This is a genomic window from Vibrio sp. 10N.222.49.A3, from assembly GCF_041475145.1.
Taxonomy (GTDB): Bacteria; Pseudomonadota; Gammaproteobacteria; order Enterobacterales; family Vibrionaceae; genus Vibrio; species Vibrio tasmaniensis_A.
In genome coordinates this window covers 51,552-71,179 of record NZ_JBFRVM010000019.1, presented here as the reverse complement: position 1 = coordinate 71,179, position 19,628 = coordinate 51,552, and the positions used below count along the sequence as shown (strand labels likewise).

Sequence of the window (19,628 nt, the reverse complement as noted above, 5' to 3'; positions counted from 1 at the left end):
ACATAATTGGTTTGCATTTGAGAATGCAACGTCCTTCACCAGACCTGAAGTTGGATATCATCTATGGATCAAAATCCGCAGTCACAGCTTAAATTACTTGTTATTAAAGGCAAGGAACAAGGCTATCTGACCTACGCCGAAGTAAACGACCACCTACCTGCAGAAATCGTGGATTCTGAACAGGTAGAAGACATCATTCAAATGATCAACGACATGGGTATCAAGGTAGTAGAAACTGCACCTGACGCTGATGATCTAGCACTTAATGATGACGATGCCAATATAGATGAAGATGCAGCTGAAGCTGCTGCTGCTGCGCTTTCAAGCGTAGAAAGCGAGATTGGCCGTACAACTGACCCAGTTCGTATGTACATGCGTGAAATGGGTACAGTTGAACTACTGACTCGTGAAGGCGAAATCGACATTGCGAAGCGTATTGAAGATGGTATCAATACTGTTCAATTATCTGTAGCTGAGTACCCAGGCACGATTCCATACATCTTGGAACAGTTTGACCGCGTACTCGCTGAAGAGATTCGTTTAACAGATCTAATCAATGGCTTTGTTGACCCAGACGACGATGGCACAGCTGCGCCAACGGCGACTCACATCGGTTCAGAGCTCGCTAAAACTGATCTAGAAGACGAAGACAAAGAAGAAGCAGAAGACGACGAGGAAGAAGAAGAGGAAGATACAGGTATTGATCCTGAGCTTGCTCTTGAGAAGTTCACAGCACTTCGTACTAGCTACCAAAACCGTCAACTAGCAATCAATGAATACGGCCACGAAAGCCCGAAAGCAACGCTTGCAACAACAATGATGCAAGACGTATTCAAAGAATTCCGTCTGACGCCAAAACAGTTTGATTACCTAGTAAACGAACTGCGTACTTCAATGGATCGCGTACGTACTCAAGAACGCCTAATCATGCGTCAAACGGTTGAGTACGGCAAAATGCCGAAGAAATCTTTCATTGCTCTATTTACTGGCAATGAATCTAGCGAAGCATGGTTGGACGAAGTTCTTGCTTCAGACAAGCCATACGCAGAAAAGATCAAACGTAACGAACACGACATCCGTCGCTCTATCCAAAAGCTGGATATCATCGAACGTGAAACGTCTCTTACTGTTCAAAGCATCAAAGATATCAGCCGTCGTATGTCTATCGGTGAAGCGAAAGCTCGTCGTGCTAAGAAAGAGATGGTTGAAGCGAACTTACGTCTAGTAATCTCGATTGCTAAGAAGTACACAAACCGTGGTCTACAATTCCTGGATCTAATTCAAGAAGGTAACATCGGTCTGATGAAAGCGGTAGATAAGTTTGAATACCGTCGTGGTTACAAGTTCTCTACTTACGCTACGTGGTGGATCCGTCAAGCAATCACTCGTTCGATTGCCGACCAAGCTCGTACTATCCGTATTCCGGTTCACATGATCGAAACGATCAACAAACTAAACCGTATCTCTCGTCAAATGCTACAAGAGATGGGTCGTGAACCACTTCCGGAAGAGTTGGCTGAGCGCATGCAAATGCCTGAAGACAAGATCCGTAAAGTACTGAAAATCGCTAAAGAGCCAATCTCAATGGAGACACCAATCGGTGACGACGAAGATTCGCACCTAGGTGATTTCATCGAGGATACAACGCTAGAACTGCCTTTAGACTCTGCAACGGCAACAAGCCTGCGCGGTGCAACTAAAGACGTTCTTGCAGGCCTAACGCCTCGTGAAGCGAAAGTACTGCGTATGCGTTTCGGTATCGACATGAATACTGACCACACTCTTGAAGAGGTTGGTAAGCAGTTCGACGTAACTCGTGAACGTATCCGTCAGATCGAAGCAAAAGCACTGCGTAAACTTCGTCACCCAAGCCGCTCAGAAACTCTGCGTAGCTTCCTAGACGAGTAATTACACGCTTTAGTGTGGTTAGCTTTTAAGCATAAAATAAAAAAGGTGAGCGTTGGCTCACCTTTTTTGTGCCTACGTGATTTAAGTGGCTAAGATGTAAGCGGAATTGCCCCTCATAGTGTCTAGACACCATTGATTGGTTCCCCTATAATCTATGCCCTACGGCCCCTTAGCTCAGTGGTTAGAGCGCACGACTCATAATCGTTCGGTCCCCAGTTCAAATCTGGGAGGGGCCACCAAATTAGAAAAGCCAGAACAATTCACACTGCTCTGGCTTTTTGCTTTTCTGAAGCTGCACAACTCACAGCTATGTTTCCTACAAATAACCAATCGTCCCACACAATTCCAATTCCCTCTCTGTGACTAAATATACTTTTCTTTTATAAAAAAATCGGCAATATGAGAGTACGTAAATAATTCAATCGTTCAGGGAAGAAACATGAAAGACGAAACGCTCTCGATTCACTTCGGCTACGACACTGATCCAACAACCAAATCGGTTGCGACACCTATTTACCAAACCGTTGCTTACGAATTCGATGACGCACAACACGGCGCTGACCTCTTCAATCTTGCGGTACCCGGTAATATCTACACTCGCATAATGAACCCAACCAACGATGTGTTGGAAAAACGCATGGCGGCCTTAGAGGGTGGTATTGCAGGCTTAGTGGTGAGTGCGGGCAGCGCGGCGATCAACTATGCCATTCAAACGTTGGCACAAATCGGTGACAACATCGTTTCAACGCCTCAGCTTTACGGCGGTACTTACACTCTATTTGCTCACATGCTGCCAAATCAAGGGATAGAAGTTCGCTTTGCCAAAGACGACAAACCAGAAAGCTTAGCGGCACTGATTGATGAAAAAACCAAGGCGGTTTACTGCGAAAGTATCGGCAACCCAGCAGGTAATATCATCGACTTAGAACGTGTTGCCGAACTTGCTCACGCAAAAGGTGTGCCTGTGATTGTCGATAACACGGTAGCAACACCTGTACTGTGTAAACCTATCGATTTTGGTGCTGATATTGTGGTGCACTCGCTAACTAAATACGTTGGTGGTCACGGAACAACACTCGGTGGCGTAATTGTCGATTCAGGAAAATTCCCATGGGCAGAGCATAAAGATCGCTTCCCAGTTTTTAATCAGCCAGAGCCTTCTTACCACGGTGTGGTGTACACCGAGGCTTTTGGTGACGCCGCGTTTATTGGACGTGCTCGAACCGTTCCACTGCGTAATACGGGTGCAGCACTGTCGCCAATGAATGCCTTCATGCTAATGCAAGGTCTAGAAACGTTGTCGCTACGCATGGAGCGACACACAGAGAACGCACTAAAAGTAGCAGAGTACCTTCAGCAACATGAGAAAGTGAGTTGGGTGAGCTACGCTGGTTTACCAACGTCTGAGTTCTATCCGCTGGCTGAGAAATACATGCAAGGTAAGCCGTCTGCCATTTTATCTTTTGGCTTGAAAGATGGTTATGAAGCAGGTGTTCGTTTCTATGATGCGCTACAAATATTCAAGCGCTTGGTGAACATTGGCGATGCAAAATCTCTCGCTTGTCACCCTGCTTCTACAACACACCGTCAATTAAGCGAAGCGGAACAAAAACAAGCGGGTGTATCACCAGAGATGATTCGCCTCTCAGTAGGTATCGAGCACATTGACGATATCTTGGCTGACCTAGAGCAAGCACTTAATACTTAACGCTTAATAACAGGAAAGCTAGATCTAACACTGATCGTTAACTAACAGACACAAAAAAGCCCATCACAGGATGGGCTTCTTATTATCTATATTCCGGAAAGCGTTAGAACTTTTCTCAAGCAATTGTTCATTACTCAGCTATGTAAGAAAGTGGCCGAACGATAAAGGTTTAAACTCACTAGAAGTCCATAAACGAGAGAACCATGCACAAAATGATGAAGCCTTTTTCTAGGTCACTTTTTCGTATTAACTTTCATTTGAAGTTTGGGTATTCGCCATCAGGCGATTTAAAAGTAATTCTCACATGGACCATGTATAGCATCCAAAGTTCGAATTCTTTCTAAAATCAATACTGTTGGTTTTGTTTCCTAAATTGCTCTGGCGTTACTCCGGTAAGCTTGCGAAACATTTTAATAAAAGATGACCCTTGACTATAACCCAGTTGAAAAGCAACTTCGTTAATTGATATAGACTCCTTTAATAATGCCATAGCTTTAACTAACTTTGCCCGTTGGCGCCAATCACTAAAACTCATTCTTAGCTCTTTTTTAAAACGTCGAGCAATCGTTCGTTCGGTACTAAATACACGCTTTGCCCACATCGCTAAACTGGAGTTATCGGAAGGATTTTCCTGGAGATGAGCCATAATAGGGGCGAGCAATTTATCATCGCTCGAAGGGAGGTAATTTTCTATGGGCTCAGTTTTCGCGAGCCTTTCCATTAATACATGGCTTAAACACCTATCTTCCTCGGTCAACACCACCGTTGTTTTTCGTTCTACCAAATCATCTATTATTGCTCTTAATAATGGTGTTAGGGGGATCATACAAGCCTGCTTAGGTAGGCTTGGGCTAATACTTAAAGCGATATTAATAGCGCAGTACTCGACATCACTTCGATTAAAAGCACGGTGCTGCTGCTGTGCTGGGGTCCAAATTGCATAGTTAGCGGGACAAACCATTTTTTGCTTATCTACCTCTATCTCAAGTACACCTTGTTTGATTAGATGCAACTGCCCCCAAGCGTGTGAATGAGGCAAAGTTTCGGTTTGCGCCTCAAGAAAAAAATAATGAAAAAACACATCAGTAGGGAGCGTTTCATCCAGTCTCGGCATAAATGTTTTGCCTGTCGTGTTAGCTATGTTCTCTGTCGTGAACGGCATACAGCTTTCCCCTTCGTTGATGTGACAATTCTGTTAGTTGATCTTCCGAAACAAGTCCCCACAACAGAGATTATTATGAATATTTTATTTCCTATTGCCGCCGTATTTATATGGGCAGCAAATGCTGTAATCAGTAAATTAGCAACCAGTGTGATAGAGCCTGGTGCCATAGCTTTTTATCGTTGGCTTTTTGCACTGTTAATCCTATTACCATTTTGCATTAAGCCAGTATGGCAACAACGAGAGCAAATAAAGCCACTTATATTAAAATTAACGATCTTAGCTTCACTCGGTATGGTCCTTAATCAATGTCTAGCGTATTACGCTGCACATACTACTAGCGCGACAAATATAGCGGTGTTCTTATCATTAATGCCATTGTTTGGATTGTTTCTTGCGGTTCCACTCTTGGGTAGCAAATTGAAAAAACAGGCACTATTTGGCGCCGTAATCTCCCTCTCAGGGTTAACGTATATGTTGAGTAAAGGTAATCCGGTGAGTTTGTTGTCTGATGGTATAAAACAAGGTGATGGCTTAATGCTTATCTCTAGCTTGGCCTATGCTCTTTACTCAGTTTTGCTCAATAAATGGAAGCTGCCATTAAAACCTTGGACGTCTGTTTTTTGCCAAGTCGTTATTGGTGCCCTGATTCAATTACCTTTATTATTGAGTAGTGACTCCTACCTAATCGCAGTTGATGCTTTTCCTATGGTGATCTTTGCTGCGGCTTTTGCTTCAGTTCTTGCCCCTTGGTTTTGGCTTCAAGGTGTACAGCGTATTGGCGCTTCACAAGCCACATTATTCATGAATCTAGTTCCTGTGTTTACGGTCCTAATTAGCCTTATCTTCCTTGGTCAACAACCAACTATGTACCATTTGATTGGCGGCGGTTGTGTTCTAGTTGGACTGTTGATTGCTCAAATGAAAACTCTATCATTACGAGTAACCTTGAACCCTGAAGCAGCCTAATGGAAGTTAGTTTAATTTAGGGTGACTTAAACGTTTAGTTAGTGGTTAAAATCCATCTCCAATATGAATTATAGATGGATTGGGAAGAAAAGAACCTAACACCATTTGGGCTCTTTTCTATTCAGACTCAAAAGCCCGAACTAGTAAACCATCGCCAGATACTTGGTAAGTACCCGGTTCAATAAACAGAGATTGCCCAGTAGACAAAGTGATATCATTAAGTTGGGCTGTACCTTTCACAACTAATAAAATGGAGCGAGTCGGCACATTAAGCGGTTGCTTATCTTCAGTGGTTTGGCGTAGTGCTAAACCGAAGTTGGTCTCTGTAGGTTGTAATACTCGGTCGTGATTGATGACACTCGCCACAAGCTTTTCGGGGGTAAAAGGAGCAAATTGCGTACAAGTGATCAATTCCGCTGTATCGATATGTTTAGGTGTTAGTCCGGCTCTTAATACGTTGTCTGAACAACCCATTAATTCGACGCATGTACCTTTGGTATAGGCGTGAATAGTACCCGCTGGAAGGTACATTGCCTCGCCAGGCTCTAGAGTTAAACAGTTCATGTAGAGTGGTGCGAGTATGCCTATATCATTTGGATAGTAATGAGCAAGTTCAATAACCTGCTGCCACATTGGAACATTTCTAGTAATCGCAATCGACAGTACTTTAGAGATAACATCCTGCTTTTCAGAGAATGAAAGCTGGAGCAAAGAGATCACTAAATCCTGATGATTGAACCCACCCTTTTGAACAATCGCTTTCAATGCCTCTGACTCAACTAAGTTCAAATTATCCGTAATCTCTTCTAACTCTCGAAACCCGACCATAATTTTAAACGGGGATAATGCCATGACCATTTCAGGCTTAGCATAAGCATCTTTGTAATTCCGATGCGGTGCATTTAGGGGGATATTAAGAGCACTCTCACGCGCAAAACCCTCTTCTGCTTGTTGCTCGTTTGGGTGAACTTGCAGCGATAAAGGTTGAGATGCACTGAGTACCTTAAATAAAAAATTCAGCGGTTTCTGCTCTAGGAACAGGTCTAAGCCTTGCCACAATTGATCATTGACCTGTATTTGTGATGGCAAAGAAGAATGTCCACCAAGCCACAGCTCAGCAAGTGGATTATTCTCTTTTTTTTCGAGGCCAAACAGCCCGTAAAGTAAGTGAGAACCCCATTGGTAATGTTGTTGTCCAGCTTCTAAGCGGTATGTATTCATTGAGTTAACTCTTTTATCGCTAAAATGAGGGCGGATAAGCCTTGTTCTACTTTGCTACGTGGACAGCCTAAATTTAAGCGCACAAAATTCTTACCTACATCTCCATAGGTGCTGCCTTGCATAATTGCTACTTTATGCTTTTTGATTAGGCACTGATTTAGCGCATCCATATCAATAGAGAGCGAAGAAAGATCAATCCAAGCAAGATAAGTCGCATCTGGGATCTGATATCCAATCATTGGAAGTTGAACTGCCAAAGTATCTTGTACATATTGATGATTTGCGTATAAGTAGGTTTTTAATTCATCAAGCCATGGCGCGCCGTGTTGATATGCCGCCATTAAGCCAATCACACCTAAAATAGATGGTGAAGAAAGCCCATCTATCTGTTTAAGGTTAAATAGATAATTTTCGCGTGCAGAGTCTTCTGCAATAAAAGCATAAGAGCCATTTAAAGCCGGGATATTGAATGATTTGGATGCGGAACTAACCAAAGCCCAACGACTACCAGCATCAAATCCTTGCCAAGGAGTGTGAGGCTTAAAGCTCACATCCATATGAATTTCATCACTAATCACCGCAACATTATGCTTAATACATAACTTTGCCATTTTTATTAGTTCTTCTTTACTCCACACTTTTCCCGTCGGATTGTGCGGGCTACATAGCAATAAAATAGTGTTGTTAGGGTCAGCTAATTGGGTTTCAAATTGCACCCAGTTAACCTGGTAGCCTGAGGGTGAGGCTTGTAATGGACTCGCGACAATATTGCGGTCTAAACCTAAAATCATTTTATCGAACGCATCATAGGCCGGAGTATGAATAAGAACTCCTTCACCAAGACGACTCCATTGCCTGATAAGCTGGGATACGATGTAAATAACAGAAGGACCGTAGACTAAATATTCATCGTTGAATTCAGCATCAAAACGATTTTTGAACCACTGAGTCACCGCATTTTTGAAATCACTGTGATTCCAGCGACTGTAACCCAATACGGGGTGTTTTAAACGCGAGTGTAGCGACTCAATTACCTCTGGAGCAGCGGCGAAATCCATATCAGAGATAGTAAATGGAAGGAGATCGGCTTCACCGAATCGATCTTCGACATAATCCCATTGAGTACAATAACTGCCTTTACGATCGATCTGCTCAGAAAAATTGAACATAGTAGAGACTCCCAAAACTCATCATGAGCCCAAAATTTGAAGTGGAGAAGAGGCGGAAGAGACTCCCGCCTTAAGTAAAAAGACTAAGCTGTTGTTACCATTAAAGATTGCATCTCATTTTTCACTAAGTGAACTTGAGTACCAATAACTACTTGTAAGCTATGCTCATCAAGCTTCACTACCCCAAGAGCACCGTAAGACTTAAGTTTTGCATCATCAACTAAGCTCATGTCAGCCACAGTCAAGCGTAAACGAGTGATACAGTTATCAAGTGATGTAATATTTTGTGCGCCGCCAAGAGCCGCAAGGATTAGTCCACCTTTACCACCTTCAGTTGCAAGAATAGTTTCAGCTTCTTCAGACACAACCGCTTCTTCAGCTTCACGACCTGGAGTTTTAAGGTTGAATTTAAGGATTGCGAATTTGAATACAAAGTAGTAAACCGTGAACCAGATGCTCGCAACAACAGGAACCAAGTACCATTTCGTAGCAGTGCCTTGAAGAATACCGAACACTAAGAAGTCAATAATGTTGCCATCTGTGTTACCAATAGTCACATCAAGCATGCCCATAATCATGAAGCCGAAACCAGTAAGCATTGCGTGGATGAAATACAAGGCTGGCGCAACGAATAGGAATAGGAATTCAAGTGGCTCAGTAATACCACCTACTACACAAGCAACGACACCAGAGAGTAATAGAGCTTTAATTTTGCTGCGGTTTTCAACTTTTGCACAGTGGTACATAGCTAGAGCAGCACCAGGAAGACCACCTAAGAATGCCGGCATTTTACCTTGCGATAGGAACGCGGTTATTGATGGAGTGAAGCCTTGAGTTTCAGAACATGCAAGCTCGGAATAGAAGATATTAAGCGCGCCAGACACACTTTCACCACACACTTCCATCGTGCCACCGGCTTCAGTGAAGCGAATAAGCGCCACAAGGATGTGATGAAGACCAATAGGAAGAAGTAAACGTTCACCAGCACCAAAAAGGAAAGGACCAAAGTCACCAGCGCCTGCAATAGCGTAACCAATGCCGTTAATACCAGCAGCAAAATATGGCCATACAAAAGGAACCAATAGACCAACTAGACCTAAAGTAATGGTTGAAATAATAGGGACAAACCGTGCACCGCCAAAAAAAGCTAAAGCATCAGGCATTTTGAATGTGTAAAAACGAACATGCAATTTTGCCACGATAATACCGACAATAACGGCACCAAGAATACCAGTATCGATAGAGTCAGTACCTAAGATCGATTTCACACCGTAAGCTTGACGTTCAATATCGCTATCAAGTACGCCAGTGACCGTTAGGTAGAAATTAATCGCTAGGTTTAGCGCTGCATAGCCAACTAAACCCGAAAAAGCTGCTACCCCTTTTTCTTCACGAGCGAGCCCCATTGGAATCGCAATAGCAAACATAACAGGTAAGTAGATAAACGCTACTAGGCCAATTTTAGTCATCCAAATAAAGATATATTGCAAAGCAATATTATCAAAAAATGGCATCGCTTCTTTTAGTGCCGAGCTGGAAAATGAACTGCCAACCCCAAGAAGAATGCCCGAAAATGCGAGCAAAGCGACGGGAACCATGAAGGTTTTCCCTAGGCTTTGTAGAAATTCCCACAACGTTGTTTTATTAGCTTTTTGTTGCATAGGTTGTCTCCAGTTAAATACTTAAGAATAAAGTCAGAGATCATTCAAAACGTAGGATAAGGGGCGAATGTACTCTGTATTTGAATGCAGAATACACATGATAAAAATGTGGTGAAACGTTTTACCACATTTATTGTGATCGTGATCGAGATAATTTTTCAATCTGTATATAAATACGATAGAATAGGCGAGGTACAGGTGGTTTTATTAGGTGTAACGTTTTATCAATTTTTGATAAAGAAGAGCTATGACAAATAAAAAAGCAAATATTAAGGACGTCGCAGAACGAGCTGGAGTCTCAGTGACAACCGTTTCGATGGTACTCAGTGCTAAAGGACGTATATCTACAGATACGATCGACAAGGTTAATCAAGCAGTACATGATCTCGGCTATATAAAAAATCGCAGTGCATCTAATTTACGCTCACAGAAGTCGGCACTGATTGGATTAATTCTAAGAGATATTAGCGATCCATATTATGCAGAGGTCACCGCAGGTTTAAGTGAAGTATTGGAAGATAAAGGCTACATGCTTTTTCTTGCCCAATCGGGAACGAACCAAGATAAATTTGATCAATGTATAGCAACTATGGTGGCGCAGGGCGTTGGGGGAATTGTGTTCTGCCCAATCCGTGATATCGGGGTTCCTAACATCGATAAAGTAAAAGAGCTAAATGTACCCATTGTTTGTGTGGCACGAGCAAAGGTAGGACAACAAATAGATTTTGTTGGGCCAGATAATATGCAAGCGGCAAAAATTGCCACCGAATACCTTATCAAACAGGGACACCGCCAAATTGCTTATGTCGGAGGGCAATCTGACTCGTTAAGCCGAGCAGAACGTTTAGGTGGTTATTGCAGCACATTAATGCAGTTTGGCTTGCCATTTAAACCTGAATGGGTAATTGAGTGTGATAAAAGCCAAACAGCTTCAGCAGAAGCGGTCAATCAGTTGATTAATAAAAACCCAAAGATAACCGCTTTACTTTGCCATTATTCTTCAACAGCATTTGGGGCAGTGTACGGTGTTAATCGTTCCAATCGTAGTGTTGGTAAAGATAACTATATTGGCCAACAAGTTGCAATCATTGGTTTTGATGATGTGCCGGAAGCTGAACTGATCCAACCTTCTCTAACTTTTGTTTCTACGCCAGTTCGTGATATTGGACGTGAAGCAGGACATCGATTAATCAGTCAACTTGAAAATAAAGATAGCATTCCGCAAAGTGTTATTTTAACGCCAGAGTTAATAGCGCGCGACTCAGCATAATATGACAGCAATAAGTACCGCGACAGTGAAATAAACCACGAAGTCCGTTAACGCATCTCGTTGGTTAAGTATTTACAGCTAACTATTGAAATTGCTTCCTCAGCTATTTTTCAGCAGTATCGTAACTCGTAGCTTCCCCATACGTGATACAAAAAACCTCCAACTAAGTAAGTTGGAGGTTAACGATTAATTTATAGTTCAAACTTTCTTGTCTACCGACAACCCGATTAAAGCCGATCTTTTGCTTTACTCTACCGTTACGGCTTTTGCTAAGTTACGCGGTTGGTCGACATCGGTACCCTTGATTAGTGCTACATGATAAGACAGCAGCTGCATCGGTACTGTGTAGTAGATAGGTGCTGTTACTTCACTTACGTGAGGCATCTTGATGATCTTCATGTTCTCATCGCTTTCAAAGCCTGCGTCTTCATCTGCGAATACGTAAAGTAGACCGCCGCGAGCACGTACTTCTTCAACGTTTGATTTCAGCTTCTCTAGCAAGTCGTTGCTTGGTGCAATAACGACGACTGGCATATCTGCATCGATAAGAGCCAAAGGACCGTGCTTAAGCTCGCCAGCCGCGTATGCTTCTGCGTGGATGTAAGAGATCTCTTTCAGTTTAAGAGACGCTTCCATCGCGATTGGGTAGAACTCACCACGCCCCAAGAACAGTGTGTGATGCTTATCAGCAAAATCAGGTGCTAGCGCTTCGATCTCTTTATCAAACGCCAATGCTTTCTCGATATCAGCAGGCAGTTGATGCAGTGATTGAACGATTTCCGCTTCTTTCTCTTCATTGATACGACCTTGTAGACGACCAATTGACGTTACCATCATCAGCATAGCCGCTAGCTGTGTTGTGAAGGCTTTAGTTGAAGCAACACCGATTTCAGTTCCTGCGCGAGTCATGAAGGCAAAATCAGATTCACGAACTAGCGAAGAACCCGCAACGTTACAGATAGTCATTGCCGACATGTAACCTTTTTCTTTTGCAAGACGAAGTGCAGCAAGCGTATCCGCCGTTTCACCAGACTGAGACAGAGTCACCAATAGGCTGTTCGGGCGAACAACGAAATCACGGTAACGGAATTCAGAAGCAATCTCTACATCACAGCTTACGCCTGCTAGAGACTCAAACCAGTAACGAGCTGCCATGCCTGAGTTGTAAGACGTACCGCATGCGATGATCTGCACGTGTTCTACCTTGCTTAGGATCTCTTCAGCTTTAACACCGATTGCATTAGTGATCACAGAAGTGTCAGAGATACGACCTTCCATTGTGTTGATCAGCGCTGTTGGCTGCTCAAAGATCTCTTTCTGCATGAAGTGACGGTATTGACCTTTATCACCAGCATCGTGCTCTGCGTTTGATTCAACGATGTCACGCTCAACACGCTCGCCCGCTACATCAAATACCGTTACATCACGACGAGTAACCTCAGCAACATCACCCTCTTCTAGGTACATGAAACGACGAGTTACGCTTAATAGCGCTAGTTGGTCAGAAGCAAGGAAGTTCTCGCCCACACCAAAACCGATAACGATCGGGCTACCTGAACGAGCAACAACGATACGGCTAGGATCTTTACGATCAACCGCCACCGTGCCGTATGCACCATCTAATTGTTTCGCGGTCTTTTGAAGCGCTTCAACCAATGAATCAGAAGTACGAAGTTCCCATTCAACTAAGTGAGCGATAACTTCAGTATCCGTTTGTGAAGTAAACACATAACCACGCTCTTGAAGAAGAGCGCGCAGTGCTTCGTGGTTTTCGATAATACCATTGTGTACAACAGCAATATCACCAGACATGTGTGGGTGTGCGTTTGCTTCAGAAGGCTCACCGTGTGTCGCCCAACGTGTATGAGCGATACCAGTACCGCCAATAACATGTTGTTGATCGACTGCGTCTGCTAGCTCTTGTACTTTACCAAGGCGGCGTACACGAGTTAGGTTAGATTCGCTATCAACTACAGCGACACCCGCTGAATCGTAGCCTCGGTATTCTAGGCGGCGAAGGCCTTCTACTAAAATTTCGGCTACATCACGCTGTGCTACTGCACCAACAATTCCACACATAGTTTCACTCCATCAATTTCGTTTTATTCCTATTGGCAGCAAGCAAAGGCCAGATCTTTATCAAGATCAACTATAGGAAGGTAAATGCATAATACTTAAATTTGTTTTTACGCTGGATCGGTCAGGATCACTCGAACATCATGTGATTCGATACTTGCTTTGGATTCTTCGCCTAAGTCTGTATCGGTAATTAAGATGTCAATGTGTTCCCATGCCAGCTCTAAGTTCGGGATCTTTCGTCCCACCTTTTCCGACTCAACCATCACGATCACTTCTCGTGACACTTCAGCCATTACTTTACTTAGACCAACCAATTCATTGAACGTGGTTGTGCCTCTATCAAGGTCAATACCATCAGCCCCGATAAATAGTTGATCAAAATCGTAAGCTCGAAGTACTGATTCTGCGACTTTGCCTTGAAAAGAATCCGAATGGGTATCCCAAGTGCCGCCGGTCATTAGCAGTGTTGGTTCGCTTTCCAACTCATTAAGTGCATTAGCAACGTGCAACGAGTTGGTCATCACAACCAAACCACGCTTGCTATTGAGCTGCTGAATTAGCGCTCCTGTCGTGCTACCACTATCGATCACAATGCGGTTATGGTCGCGAATTAAATCTGCTGCGGCTTTCGCCAATGAAATCTTTCGAGTCGAAACTTGTGGACCCAGTTCTTCGTTGACAACCTCTTTCGGTAATGAAATCGCACCACCATAACGGCGCAAAAGCTGACCATTTTTCTCTAAAGACGCCAAGTCCTTTCTAATCGTGACCTCTGAGGTTTCGAACTTAGCGGATAATTCATCAACACTAACCTCCCCTTTTTCATTCACTAGGTTAGAAATTGCATGTCTTCTGAGCTGGGTGTTTCGTTTCGACATTTAAAAAAGGCCATTAAGTTTCGATATGAAACATATTATAGTTACAACGAAACTATTTAGTCCATTTATTTTGATCCAAAAAATTAATAAATAGCGATAAAACCTTGTCCTAAGACAATTGTTAAGCAGTGATATTGAACTCATTAGGTGGTAGAATCCGCACCCGAAAAGAAAAAAAATTACAAAACTGACTGTTATTTTTTTGCAACTTACCGCCTATATAGTGGGGTAAGTCACAGAAAACCGATATTGAATCAAAATCTTTTGGTCATAAAATGACTAAAATTGATGAAAGACTTACAACTCTGAAGGACATATTGGAAGTCCCGCGCTTTTACACAACAGGCACAAAATGTTGATGTAGCGGACCAATCTTCAGAACTTAAATAAATTTCAAATTGTAACAATACTTACCGGAGAGTACCTTCCATGAAAAAGACCAAAATCGTATGTACGATTGGCCCTAAAACTGAATCTGTAGAGAAGCTAACTGAACTAGTAGATGCTGGCATGAACGTTATGCGTCTTAACTTCTCTCACGGTGATTTCGCAGAGCACGGCACTCGTATCGCGAACTTCCGTAAAGTAATGGAAAATAATGGTGAGCAACTTGCGATCCTTCTAGATACTAAAGGTCCAGAAATCCGTACTATCAAACTTGAAGATGGTAACGACGTAGATCTAGTAGCTGGTCAAGAGTTCACTTTCACAACTGACGCAACAGTTGTTGGTAACAAAGACGTAGTAGCAGTAACTTACCTAGGTTTCGCTAAAGACCTAACAGCAGGTAACACTATCCTTGTTGATGATGGCCTAATCGAAATGGAAGTTATCGCAACAACAGAAACTGAAGTTAAGTGTAAAGTTCTTAACAACGGTGCTCTAGGCGAAAACAAAGGTGTTAACCTTCCTGGCGTTTCTGTTCAACTTCCAGCTCTTTCTGAAAAAGACAAAGCTGACCTTAAGTTTGGTTGCGAGCAAGGCGTAGATTTCGTTGCTGCTTCTTTCATTCGTAAAGAAGAAGACGTTAAAGAAATCCGTGAGCTTCTAAACGCTAACGGCGGCGAGAACATCCACATCATTTCTAAGATTGAAAACCAAGAAGGTGTAGATAACTTCGATTCAATCCTTGAAGCTTCTGACGGCATCATGGTTGCTCGTGGTGACCTAGGTGTTGAAATCCCAGCTGAAGAAGTAATCTTCGCTCAGAAGATGATGATCGAGAAGTGTAACCGCGCACGTAAGATGGTTATCACTGCAACTCAAATGCTTGACTCTATGATCAGCAACCCACGTCCAACTCGTGCTGAAGCGGGTGACGTTGCGAATGCAATTATGGATGGTACTGATGCAGTAATGCTTTCTGGTGAAACTGCTAAAGGTAAGTACCCAGTTGAAGCTGTAACTATCATGGCTCAAATCGCGAACCGTACTGATTCAGCTCTTAAAGCTGAGCTAGGTTCTCGTCTAGACAGCCCACGTCTACGCATCACTGAAGCAGTATGTAAAGGCGCTGTAGACACAGCAGAGAAGCTAGCTGCTCCTCTAATCGTTGTTGCAACTGAAGGCGGTAAGTCTGCACGTTCAGTACGTAAGTACTTCCCAACTGCAAACATCCTTGCTCTAACAACTAACGAAAAGACAGCTGCACAGCTAGTTCTTACTAAAGGTGTTAAGCCAGTTCTTGTTGACTCTATCGAGAACACAGACGCGTTCTACATCAACGGTAAAGAAATCGCTCTACAATCTGGCCTAGGTAACAAAGGCGACATCGTAGTTATGGTTTCTGGTGCTCTAGTCGCTTCTGGTACTACAAACACAGCATCTGTTCACGTTCTATAAGAATGAACCGATTCGCATAAAATATAAAAGAGGGCTTCGGCCCTCTTTTTTTATGAAACAAAATCTTGCCTAACTTTTCAGTACGCTGTATTATCAATCACATTAGAACTACGTACTGTTAAACTCCAATAAACTCTTCCTAAGAAACGGATTAGCAGACTAGAAATCAAATATACATGAGGTTTGTAATGTCTAGTCCTACGCTTACTGACAAAGTATCAAAGATGATTCGCCAAGATATTCTCAATGGTGAATTAACCCCAGGTAAAAAACTCGTTGTAGCTGATCTCAAAGCACGATACAACGTCGGCGCATCTCCAATTCGCGAAGCCTTAGTGCAGCTATCTTGGAGTAAATACGTAAAGCTAGAGCCACAAAAAGGCTGTTGGGTATCACCGGTATCAAAGAAAGAACTCAATGACCTATATGAAAGCCTTCGTGTTGTCTCTTCTGTTCTGCTTAAAAAGGCAATTTCAGCAGGCGATGAAAGCTGGGAATTGGAAGTATTAACCTCCTACCACAAGCTATCACGCATACAATATGTCTCAGAAGAGTTTGATTGTGTTGAGTGGGAAGAGCGTCACCAGCAATTCCATGCAGCGTTACTTGAAGGCGCAGACTCAGAGAACATGTTTAAGTTCTTTGATGATCTTATCAATCAAGTAAAACGCTACCGCTTCCTAGCGATGTCAGCGAAAAGCGCGACTGATGATCTGTTCAATATTGATGAGCATGAAATGATCATGAAACTAGTACTTGCGAAAAATGTCGATCAAGCGACAGAGCTCTTGGATCAACACCTGTTAAGTTCAATGAAACGAATTGAAGAAGTTATCGAAGCCGCATAATGCCAAGATAGATTCTAACCACATAAAAACGGAGCCTAATAGCTCCGTTTTTTATTTCCAGCATTACGGCTGAACTACCACCCAAAAAACTCTTTGTGATGAGTATTGAGTAGCACAACCATAGGTAAAAAATACAATGCACTCAGTTGAAAGCCAAGAACGGCTAATATACCTATGGTTAACCTCACTAAAAAATCGACAAACATACCACGCCTCTTTCAATCAGACTGTATGGTTATCGTTCAGTTTAGTTCAAATCATCGAGAGCATTAGACTTTAGTCTAATCATATAAACTTTGTGGATAAACGATGCTTACTTCCAGAAAGCAAAACGGCCCAAATTAAGGGCCGTTCGTATCAGTAAAATCGCTATTTTTTCAAACGATTAAATGCTCTGTTTTAGCTTAAAAGCAGCTTTAAATCTTTCTTCGTTAGGCTTTCAACGCTCGTTCACCACGTGCGATGCCAACAACCCCACTTCGAGCCACTTCAAGTACTTCCGTTACTTCAGACAATGCCTGAATGAAAGCATCCAGCTTCTCGCTAGTGCCGGCCATTTGAACCGTATATTGCGAAGCCGTCACATCAACGATTTGACCACGGAATATATCCGCTGTGCGTTTCACTTCAGCGCGAGCAAAGCCGCTAGCGCGTACTTTTACCATTAGAAGTTCACGCTCGATATGCTCAAGCTCAGACACTTCTTGTACCTTAAGTACGTCGATTAACTTGTGTAGCTGTTTTTGGATCTGCTCAAGCTGCATTTCGCTCGAGTTAGTGGTGACATTCAGACGAGAAAGCGTTGGATCATCCGTAGGGGATACATTCAAAGACTCGATGTTGTAGCCACGCTGAGAAAACAAGCCAACCACACGAGATAGTGCACCAGGTTGGTTTTCCATTAATAGTGAAAGGATGTGTCTCATATTATGTTCTCTCCGTTTTGCTTAGCCACATGTTATCCATACCCTCGCCTTTGATCTGCATTGGGTATACGTGCTCGGTGTCATCCACACTGATATCGACAAATACCAAACGGTCTTTCATCGCTAGTGCTTTTTCCAAACCTGATTCCAGTTCATCCGGAGATGAAATACGCATGCCAACGTGGCCATAAGCCTCAGCGATAGCAGCAAAATCAGGAACAGAGTCCATATATGAATTAGAGTAACGACCTTGGTAAACAATGTCTTGCCACTGTTTTACCATGCCTAAGAAACGGTTGTTAAGATTAATAATCTTAACGGGAATATTGTATTGCAGCGCAGTCGACAGCTCTTGGATATTCATTTGAATACTCCCGTCACCAGTAACAATCACAACTTCTTCATCAGGTTTCGCAAACTTAACGCCCATACCAGCAGGTAAGCCAAAGCCCATCGTGCCTAGACCACCAGAGTTAATCCAACGGCGCGGCTTGTCAAACGGGTAGTACAAAGCAGCAAACATTTGGTGTTGACCTACATCAGAAGCAACATAGGCATCACCATTGGTTACTTTATGCAGCGTTTCAATAACTTGTTGTGGCTTAATTCGACCCGACGTTTTGTCATACGCTAAGCAGTCACGTTCTTGCCACTGTTTAATTTCATTCCACCAGCTTTCCATCGCTTCTGCATCGTTAGTTCCACCTTGCTCAATAAGCAGGTTAACCATGCTTTCTAGTACTTTTTCCGCTGAACCTACAATCGGAAGATCCACTTTAACGTTCTTAGAGATAGAAGATGGATCGATATCAATGTGCATGATCTTCGCATCAGGACAGTATTTATCTAGGTTATTGGTCGTTCGATCATCGAAACGTACGCCAATACCAAAGATCAAGTCCGCATTGTGCATCGCCATATTGGCTTCATACAAACCATGCATGCCCAACATACCCAAAGAATTCTTATGAGTACCAGGGAAAGCGCCAAGCCCCATTAGGGTACTTACCACGGGTAAATTCAGTGCCTCTGCTAATTTTAACAGCGGCTTATCTGCCTCAGAAATAACCGCACCACCACCGACATAAAGTACCGGTTTCTTCGCTTCAAGAAGGGCTTTTAGCGCCTTTTTGATCTGACCTTTATGACCCGTAACCGTTGGGTTATATGAACGCATTTTGATCGTTTCTGGGTATTCATAAGGAAGCTTAATTTGTGGGTTTAAAATGTCTTTTGGCAGGTCAATAACCACAGGACCTGGACGTCCTGTCGTTGAAATATAGAATGCTTTTTTAACGACTTCAGGGATATCTTCCGCTTTCTTAACGAGGAAGCTGTGTTTAACGATCGGGCGTGATACACCAACGATGTCACACTCTTGGAAGGCGTCGTTACCAATAAGGTTATTTGGTACGTTACCAGAAATAACAATCATTGGGATTGAGTCCATGTAGGCTGTTGCAATACCAGTAACGGTATTGGTCGCACCTGGACCAGAACACACAAGTACTACACCCGGCTTACCGGTAGAACGAGTATAGCCATCTGCCATGTGGGTAGCGGCTTGTTCGTGTCGTACTAATACGTGTTTAATTTCAGCAGTTTTAGCATGCAGCGCATCGTAGATATCAAGTACAGAACCACCTGGATAACCAAAGATTTGTTCTACACCCTCTTCAATTAGAGACTGCACCACCATCTCAGCGCCGGATAACATTTCAGCGCCGGATGACATAGCTGTTTCAGGTTTTGTTGTCATATTGCTCTCCTCACCAGTTTCCAATCACATTTGGTGAATATGTTGGGCTGGTTTTTCATAGTCTAGGGCTTATTCGTAGCCTAATTCGAAATACTTCCACTTTTTCGGCTATGGCTGTCTGTAGTGATAACAACAAACAGTAATACGAAACAACTTTAACGCTTTATTATCATCTGGTCTAACGCCTGTTATTCGGCAACTGTGCCAAAAAACCAACTATTAGCTCAA

At 43.0% G+C, this 19,628-nt stretch carries 14 protein-coding genes and 1 tRNA gene; 7 read left to right on the top strand and 8 right to left on the bottom strand.

The genetic code is table 11. The features are described from left to right. Positions 1-63: 63 nt before the first annotated feature. From rpoD to AB4589_RS02645, 3 genes are all read left to right on the top strand, one after another. Positions 64-1,908 carry an RNA polymerase sigma factor RpoD gene (gene rpoD, locus AB4589_RS02655; protein WP_009847799.1) on the top strand — a complete coding sequence of 615 codons (1,845 nt, stop codon included), beginning with the start codon at positions 64-66 and terminating at the stop codon, positions 1,906-1,908. Positions 1,909-2,071: 163 nt separating this feature from the next. Beyond that, positions 2,072-2,147, top strand: a tRNA-Ile gene (locus AB4589_RS02650). 200 nt (positions 2,148-2,347) lie between these two features. Next, positions 2,348-3,616, top strand: coding sequence for an O-acetylhomoserine aminocarboxypropyltransferase/cysteine synthase family protein (locus AB4589_RS02645; RefSeq protein ID WP_372099241.1), 1,269 nt, complete (start codon positions 2,348-2,350; stop codon positions 3,614-3,616). Positions 3,617-3,962: 346 nt separating this feature from the next. On the opposite strand, the gene AB4589_RS02640 is transcribed toward AB4589_RS02645, so the two are convergent. Then, positions 3,963-4,778, bottom strand: coding sequence for a helix-turn-helix transcriptional regulator (locus AB4589_RS02640; protein WP_372099239.1), 816 nt, complete (start codon positions 4,776-4,778; stop codon positions 3,963-3,965). Between the two features lie 75 nt (positions 4,779-4,853). Here AB4589_RS02640 and AB4589_RS02635 point away from each other — a divergent pair, with 75 nt between their 5' ends. Beyond that, complete coding sequence (locus AB4589_RS02635; protein WP_372099237.1) at positions 4,854-5,747, top strand: DMT family transporter; 894 nt, start codon at positions 4,854-4,856, stop codon at positions 5,745-5,747. 117 nt (positions 5,748-5,864) lie between these two features. On the opposite strand, the gene manA is transcribed toward AB4589_RS02635, so the two are convergent. The 3 genes from manA to malX all read right to left on the bottom strand — a co-directional run bounded on the left by manA (position 5,865) and on the right by malX (position 9,798). Continuing rightward, entirely contained in the window at positions 5,865-6,968 is a 1,104-nt protein-coding gene (gene manA, locus AB4589_RS02630) for a mannose-6-phosphate isomerase, class I (protein WP_065105570.1), read from the bottom strand. After that, positions 6,965-8,137 carry a MalY/PatB family protein gene (locus AB4589_RS02625; RefSeq protein ID WP_135384553.1) on the bottom strand — a complete coding sequence of 391 codons (1,173 nt, stop codon included), beginning with the start codon at positions 8,135-8,137 and terminating at the stop codon, positions 6,965-6,967. The genes manA and AB4589_RS02625 overlap by 4 nt, the downstream gene beginning before the upstream one ends. Before the next feature lie 83 nt (positions 8,138-8,220). Beyond that, positions 8,221-9,798, bottom strand: a complete 1,578-nt coding sequence (gene malX, locus AB4589_RS02620; protein ID WP_372099234.1) for a maltose/glucose-specific PTS transporter subunit IIBC — start codon at positions 9,796-9,798, stop codon at positions 8,221-8,223. A 247-nt stretch (positions 9,799-10,045) separates the two neighbouring features. On the opposite strand from malX, the gene AB4589_RS02615 reads away from it, so the two are divergent. Further along, positions 10,046-11,068, top strand: a complete 1,023-nt coding sequence (locus AB4589_RS02615) for a Mal regulon transcriptional regulator MalI (protein ID WP_065105567.1) — start codon at positions 10,046-10,048, stop codon at positions 11,066-11,068. Positions 11,069-11,314: 246 nt separating this feature from the next. Here AB4589_RS02615 and glmS read toward each other — a convergent pair whose 3' ends face one another. Both glmS and AB4589_RS02605 read right to left on the bottom strand, forming a co-directional pair. Then, on the bottom strand, positions 11,315-13,147 hold the full coding sequence (gene glmS / locus AB4589_RS02610; RefSeq protein ID WP_065680160.1) for a glutamine--fructose-6-phosphate transaminase (isomerizing): 1,833 nt from the start codon (positions 13,145-13,147) through the stop codon (positions 11,315-11,317). 107 nt (positions 13,148-13,254) lie between these two features. Further along, the gene (locus AB4589_RS02605) at positions 13,255-14,025 is read right to left on the bottom strand and encodes a DeoR/GlpR family DNA-binding transcription regulator (protein WP_004736011.1); all 771 of its coding nucleotides are present in this window, start codon (positions 14,023-14,025) and stop codon (positions 13,255-13,257) included. A gap of 429 nt (positions 14,026-14,454) precedes the next feature. On the opposite strand from AB4589_RS02605, the gene pykF reads away from it, so the two are divergent. After that, on the top strand, positions 14,455-15,867 hold the full coding sequence (gene pykF / locus AB4589_RS02600; protein ID WP_012603178.1) for a pyruvate kinase PykF: 1,413 nt from the start codon (positions 14,455-14,457) through the stop codon (positions 15,865-15,867). Between the two features lie 176 nt (positions 15,868-16,043). Then, a complete protein-coding gene (locus AB4589_RS02595) occupies positions 16,044-16,715 on the top strand; it encodes a GntR family transcriptional regulator (protein WP_371695455.1) in 672 nt (223 codons plus the stop codon). Between the two features lie 431 nt (positions 16,716-17,146). Here the strand turns inward: AB4589_RS02595 and ilvN are convergent, their stop codons facing one another. Both ilvN and AB4589_RS02585 read right to left on the bottom strand, forming a co-directional pair. Beyond that, entirely contained in the window at positions 17,147-17,641 is a 495-nt protein-coding gene (gene ilvN, locus AB4589_RS02590; RefSeq protein ID WP_004735875.1) for an acetolactate synthase small subunit, read from the bottom strand. 1 nt (position 17,642) lies between these two features. Then, positions 17,643-19,400, bottom strand: a complete 1,758-nt coding sequence (locus AB4589_RS02585) for an acetolactate synthase 3 large subunit (protein ID WP_371695454.1) — start codon at positions 19,398-19,400, stop codon at positions 17,643-17,645. Between the last annotated feature and the right edge of the window lie 228 nt (positions 19,401-19,628).

Bases quoted from the DNA above. Each gene is read 5' to 3' on its own strand.
- rpoD (WP_009847799.1), top strand. From the start codon at position 64: ATGGATCAAAATCCGCAGTCACAGCTTAAATTACTTGTTATTAAAGGC.
- AB4589_RS02645 (WP_372099241.1), top strand. From the start codon at position 2,348: ATGAAAGACGAAACGCTCTCGATTCACTTCGGCTACGACACTGATCCA.
- AB4589_RS02640 (WP_372099239.1), bottom strand. From the start codon at position 4,778: ATGCCGTTCACGACAGAGAACATAGCTAACACGACAGGCAAAACATTT.
- AB4589_RS02635 (WP_372099237.1), top strand. From the start codon at position 4,854: ATGAATATTTTATTTCCTATTGCCGCCGTATTTATATGGGCAGCAAAT.
- manA (WP_065105570.1), bottom strand. From the start codon at position 6,968: ATGAATACATACCGCTTAGAAGCTGGACAACAACATTACCAATGGGGT.
- AB4589_RS02625 (WP_135384553.1), bottom strand. From the start codon at position 8,137: ATGTTCAATTTTTCTGAGCAGATCGATCGTAAAGGCAGTTATTGTACT.
- malX (WP_372099234.1), bottom strand. From the start codon at position 9,798: ATGCAACAAAAAGCTAATAAAACAACGTTGTGGGAATTTCTACAAAGC.
- AB4589_RS02615 (WP_065105567.1), top strand. From the start codon at position 10,046: ATGACAAATAAAAAAGCAAATATTAAGGACGTCGCAGAACGAGCTGGA.
- glmS (WP_065680160.1), bottom strand. From the start codon at position 13,147: ATGTGTGGAATTGTTGGTGCAGTAGCACAGCGTGATGTAGCCGAAATT.
- AB4589_RS02605 (WP_004736011.1), bottom strand. From the start codon at position 14,025: ATGTCGAAACGAAACACCCAGCTCAGAAGACATGCAATTTCTAACCTA.
- pykF (WP_012603178.1), top strand. From the start codon at position 14,455: ATGAAAAAGACCAAAATCGTATGTACGATTGGCCCTAAAACTGAATCT.
- AB4589_RS02595 (WP_371695455.1), top strand. From the start codon at position 16,044: ATGAGGTTTGTAATGTCTAGTCCTACGCTTACTGACAAAGTATCAAAG.
- ilvN (WP_004735875.1), bottom strand. From the start codon at position 17,641: ATGAGACACATCCTTTCACTATTAATGGAAAACCAACCTGGTGCACTA.
- AB4589_RS02585 (WP_371695454.1), bottom strand. From the start codon at position 19,400: ATGACAACAAAACCTGAAACAGCTATGTCATCCGGCGCTGAAATGTTA.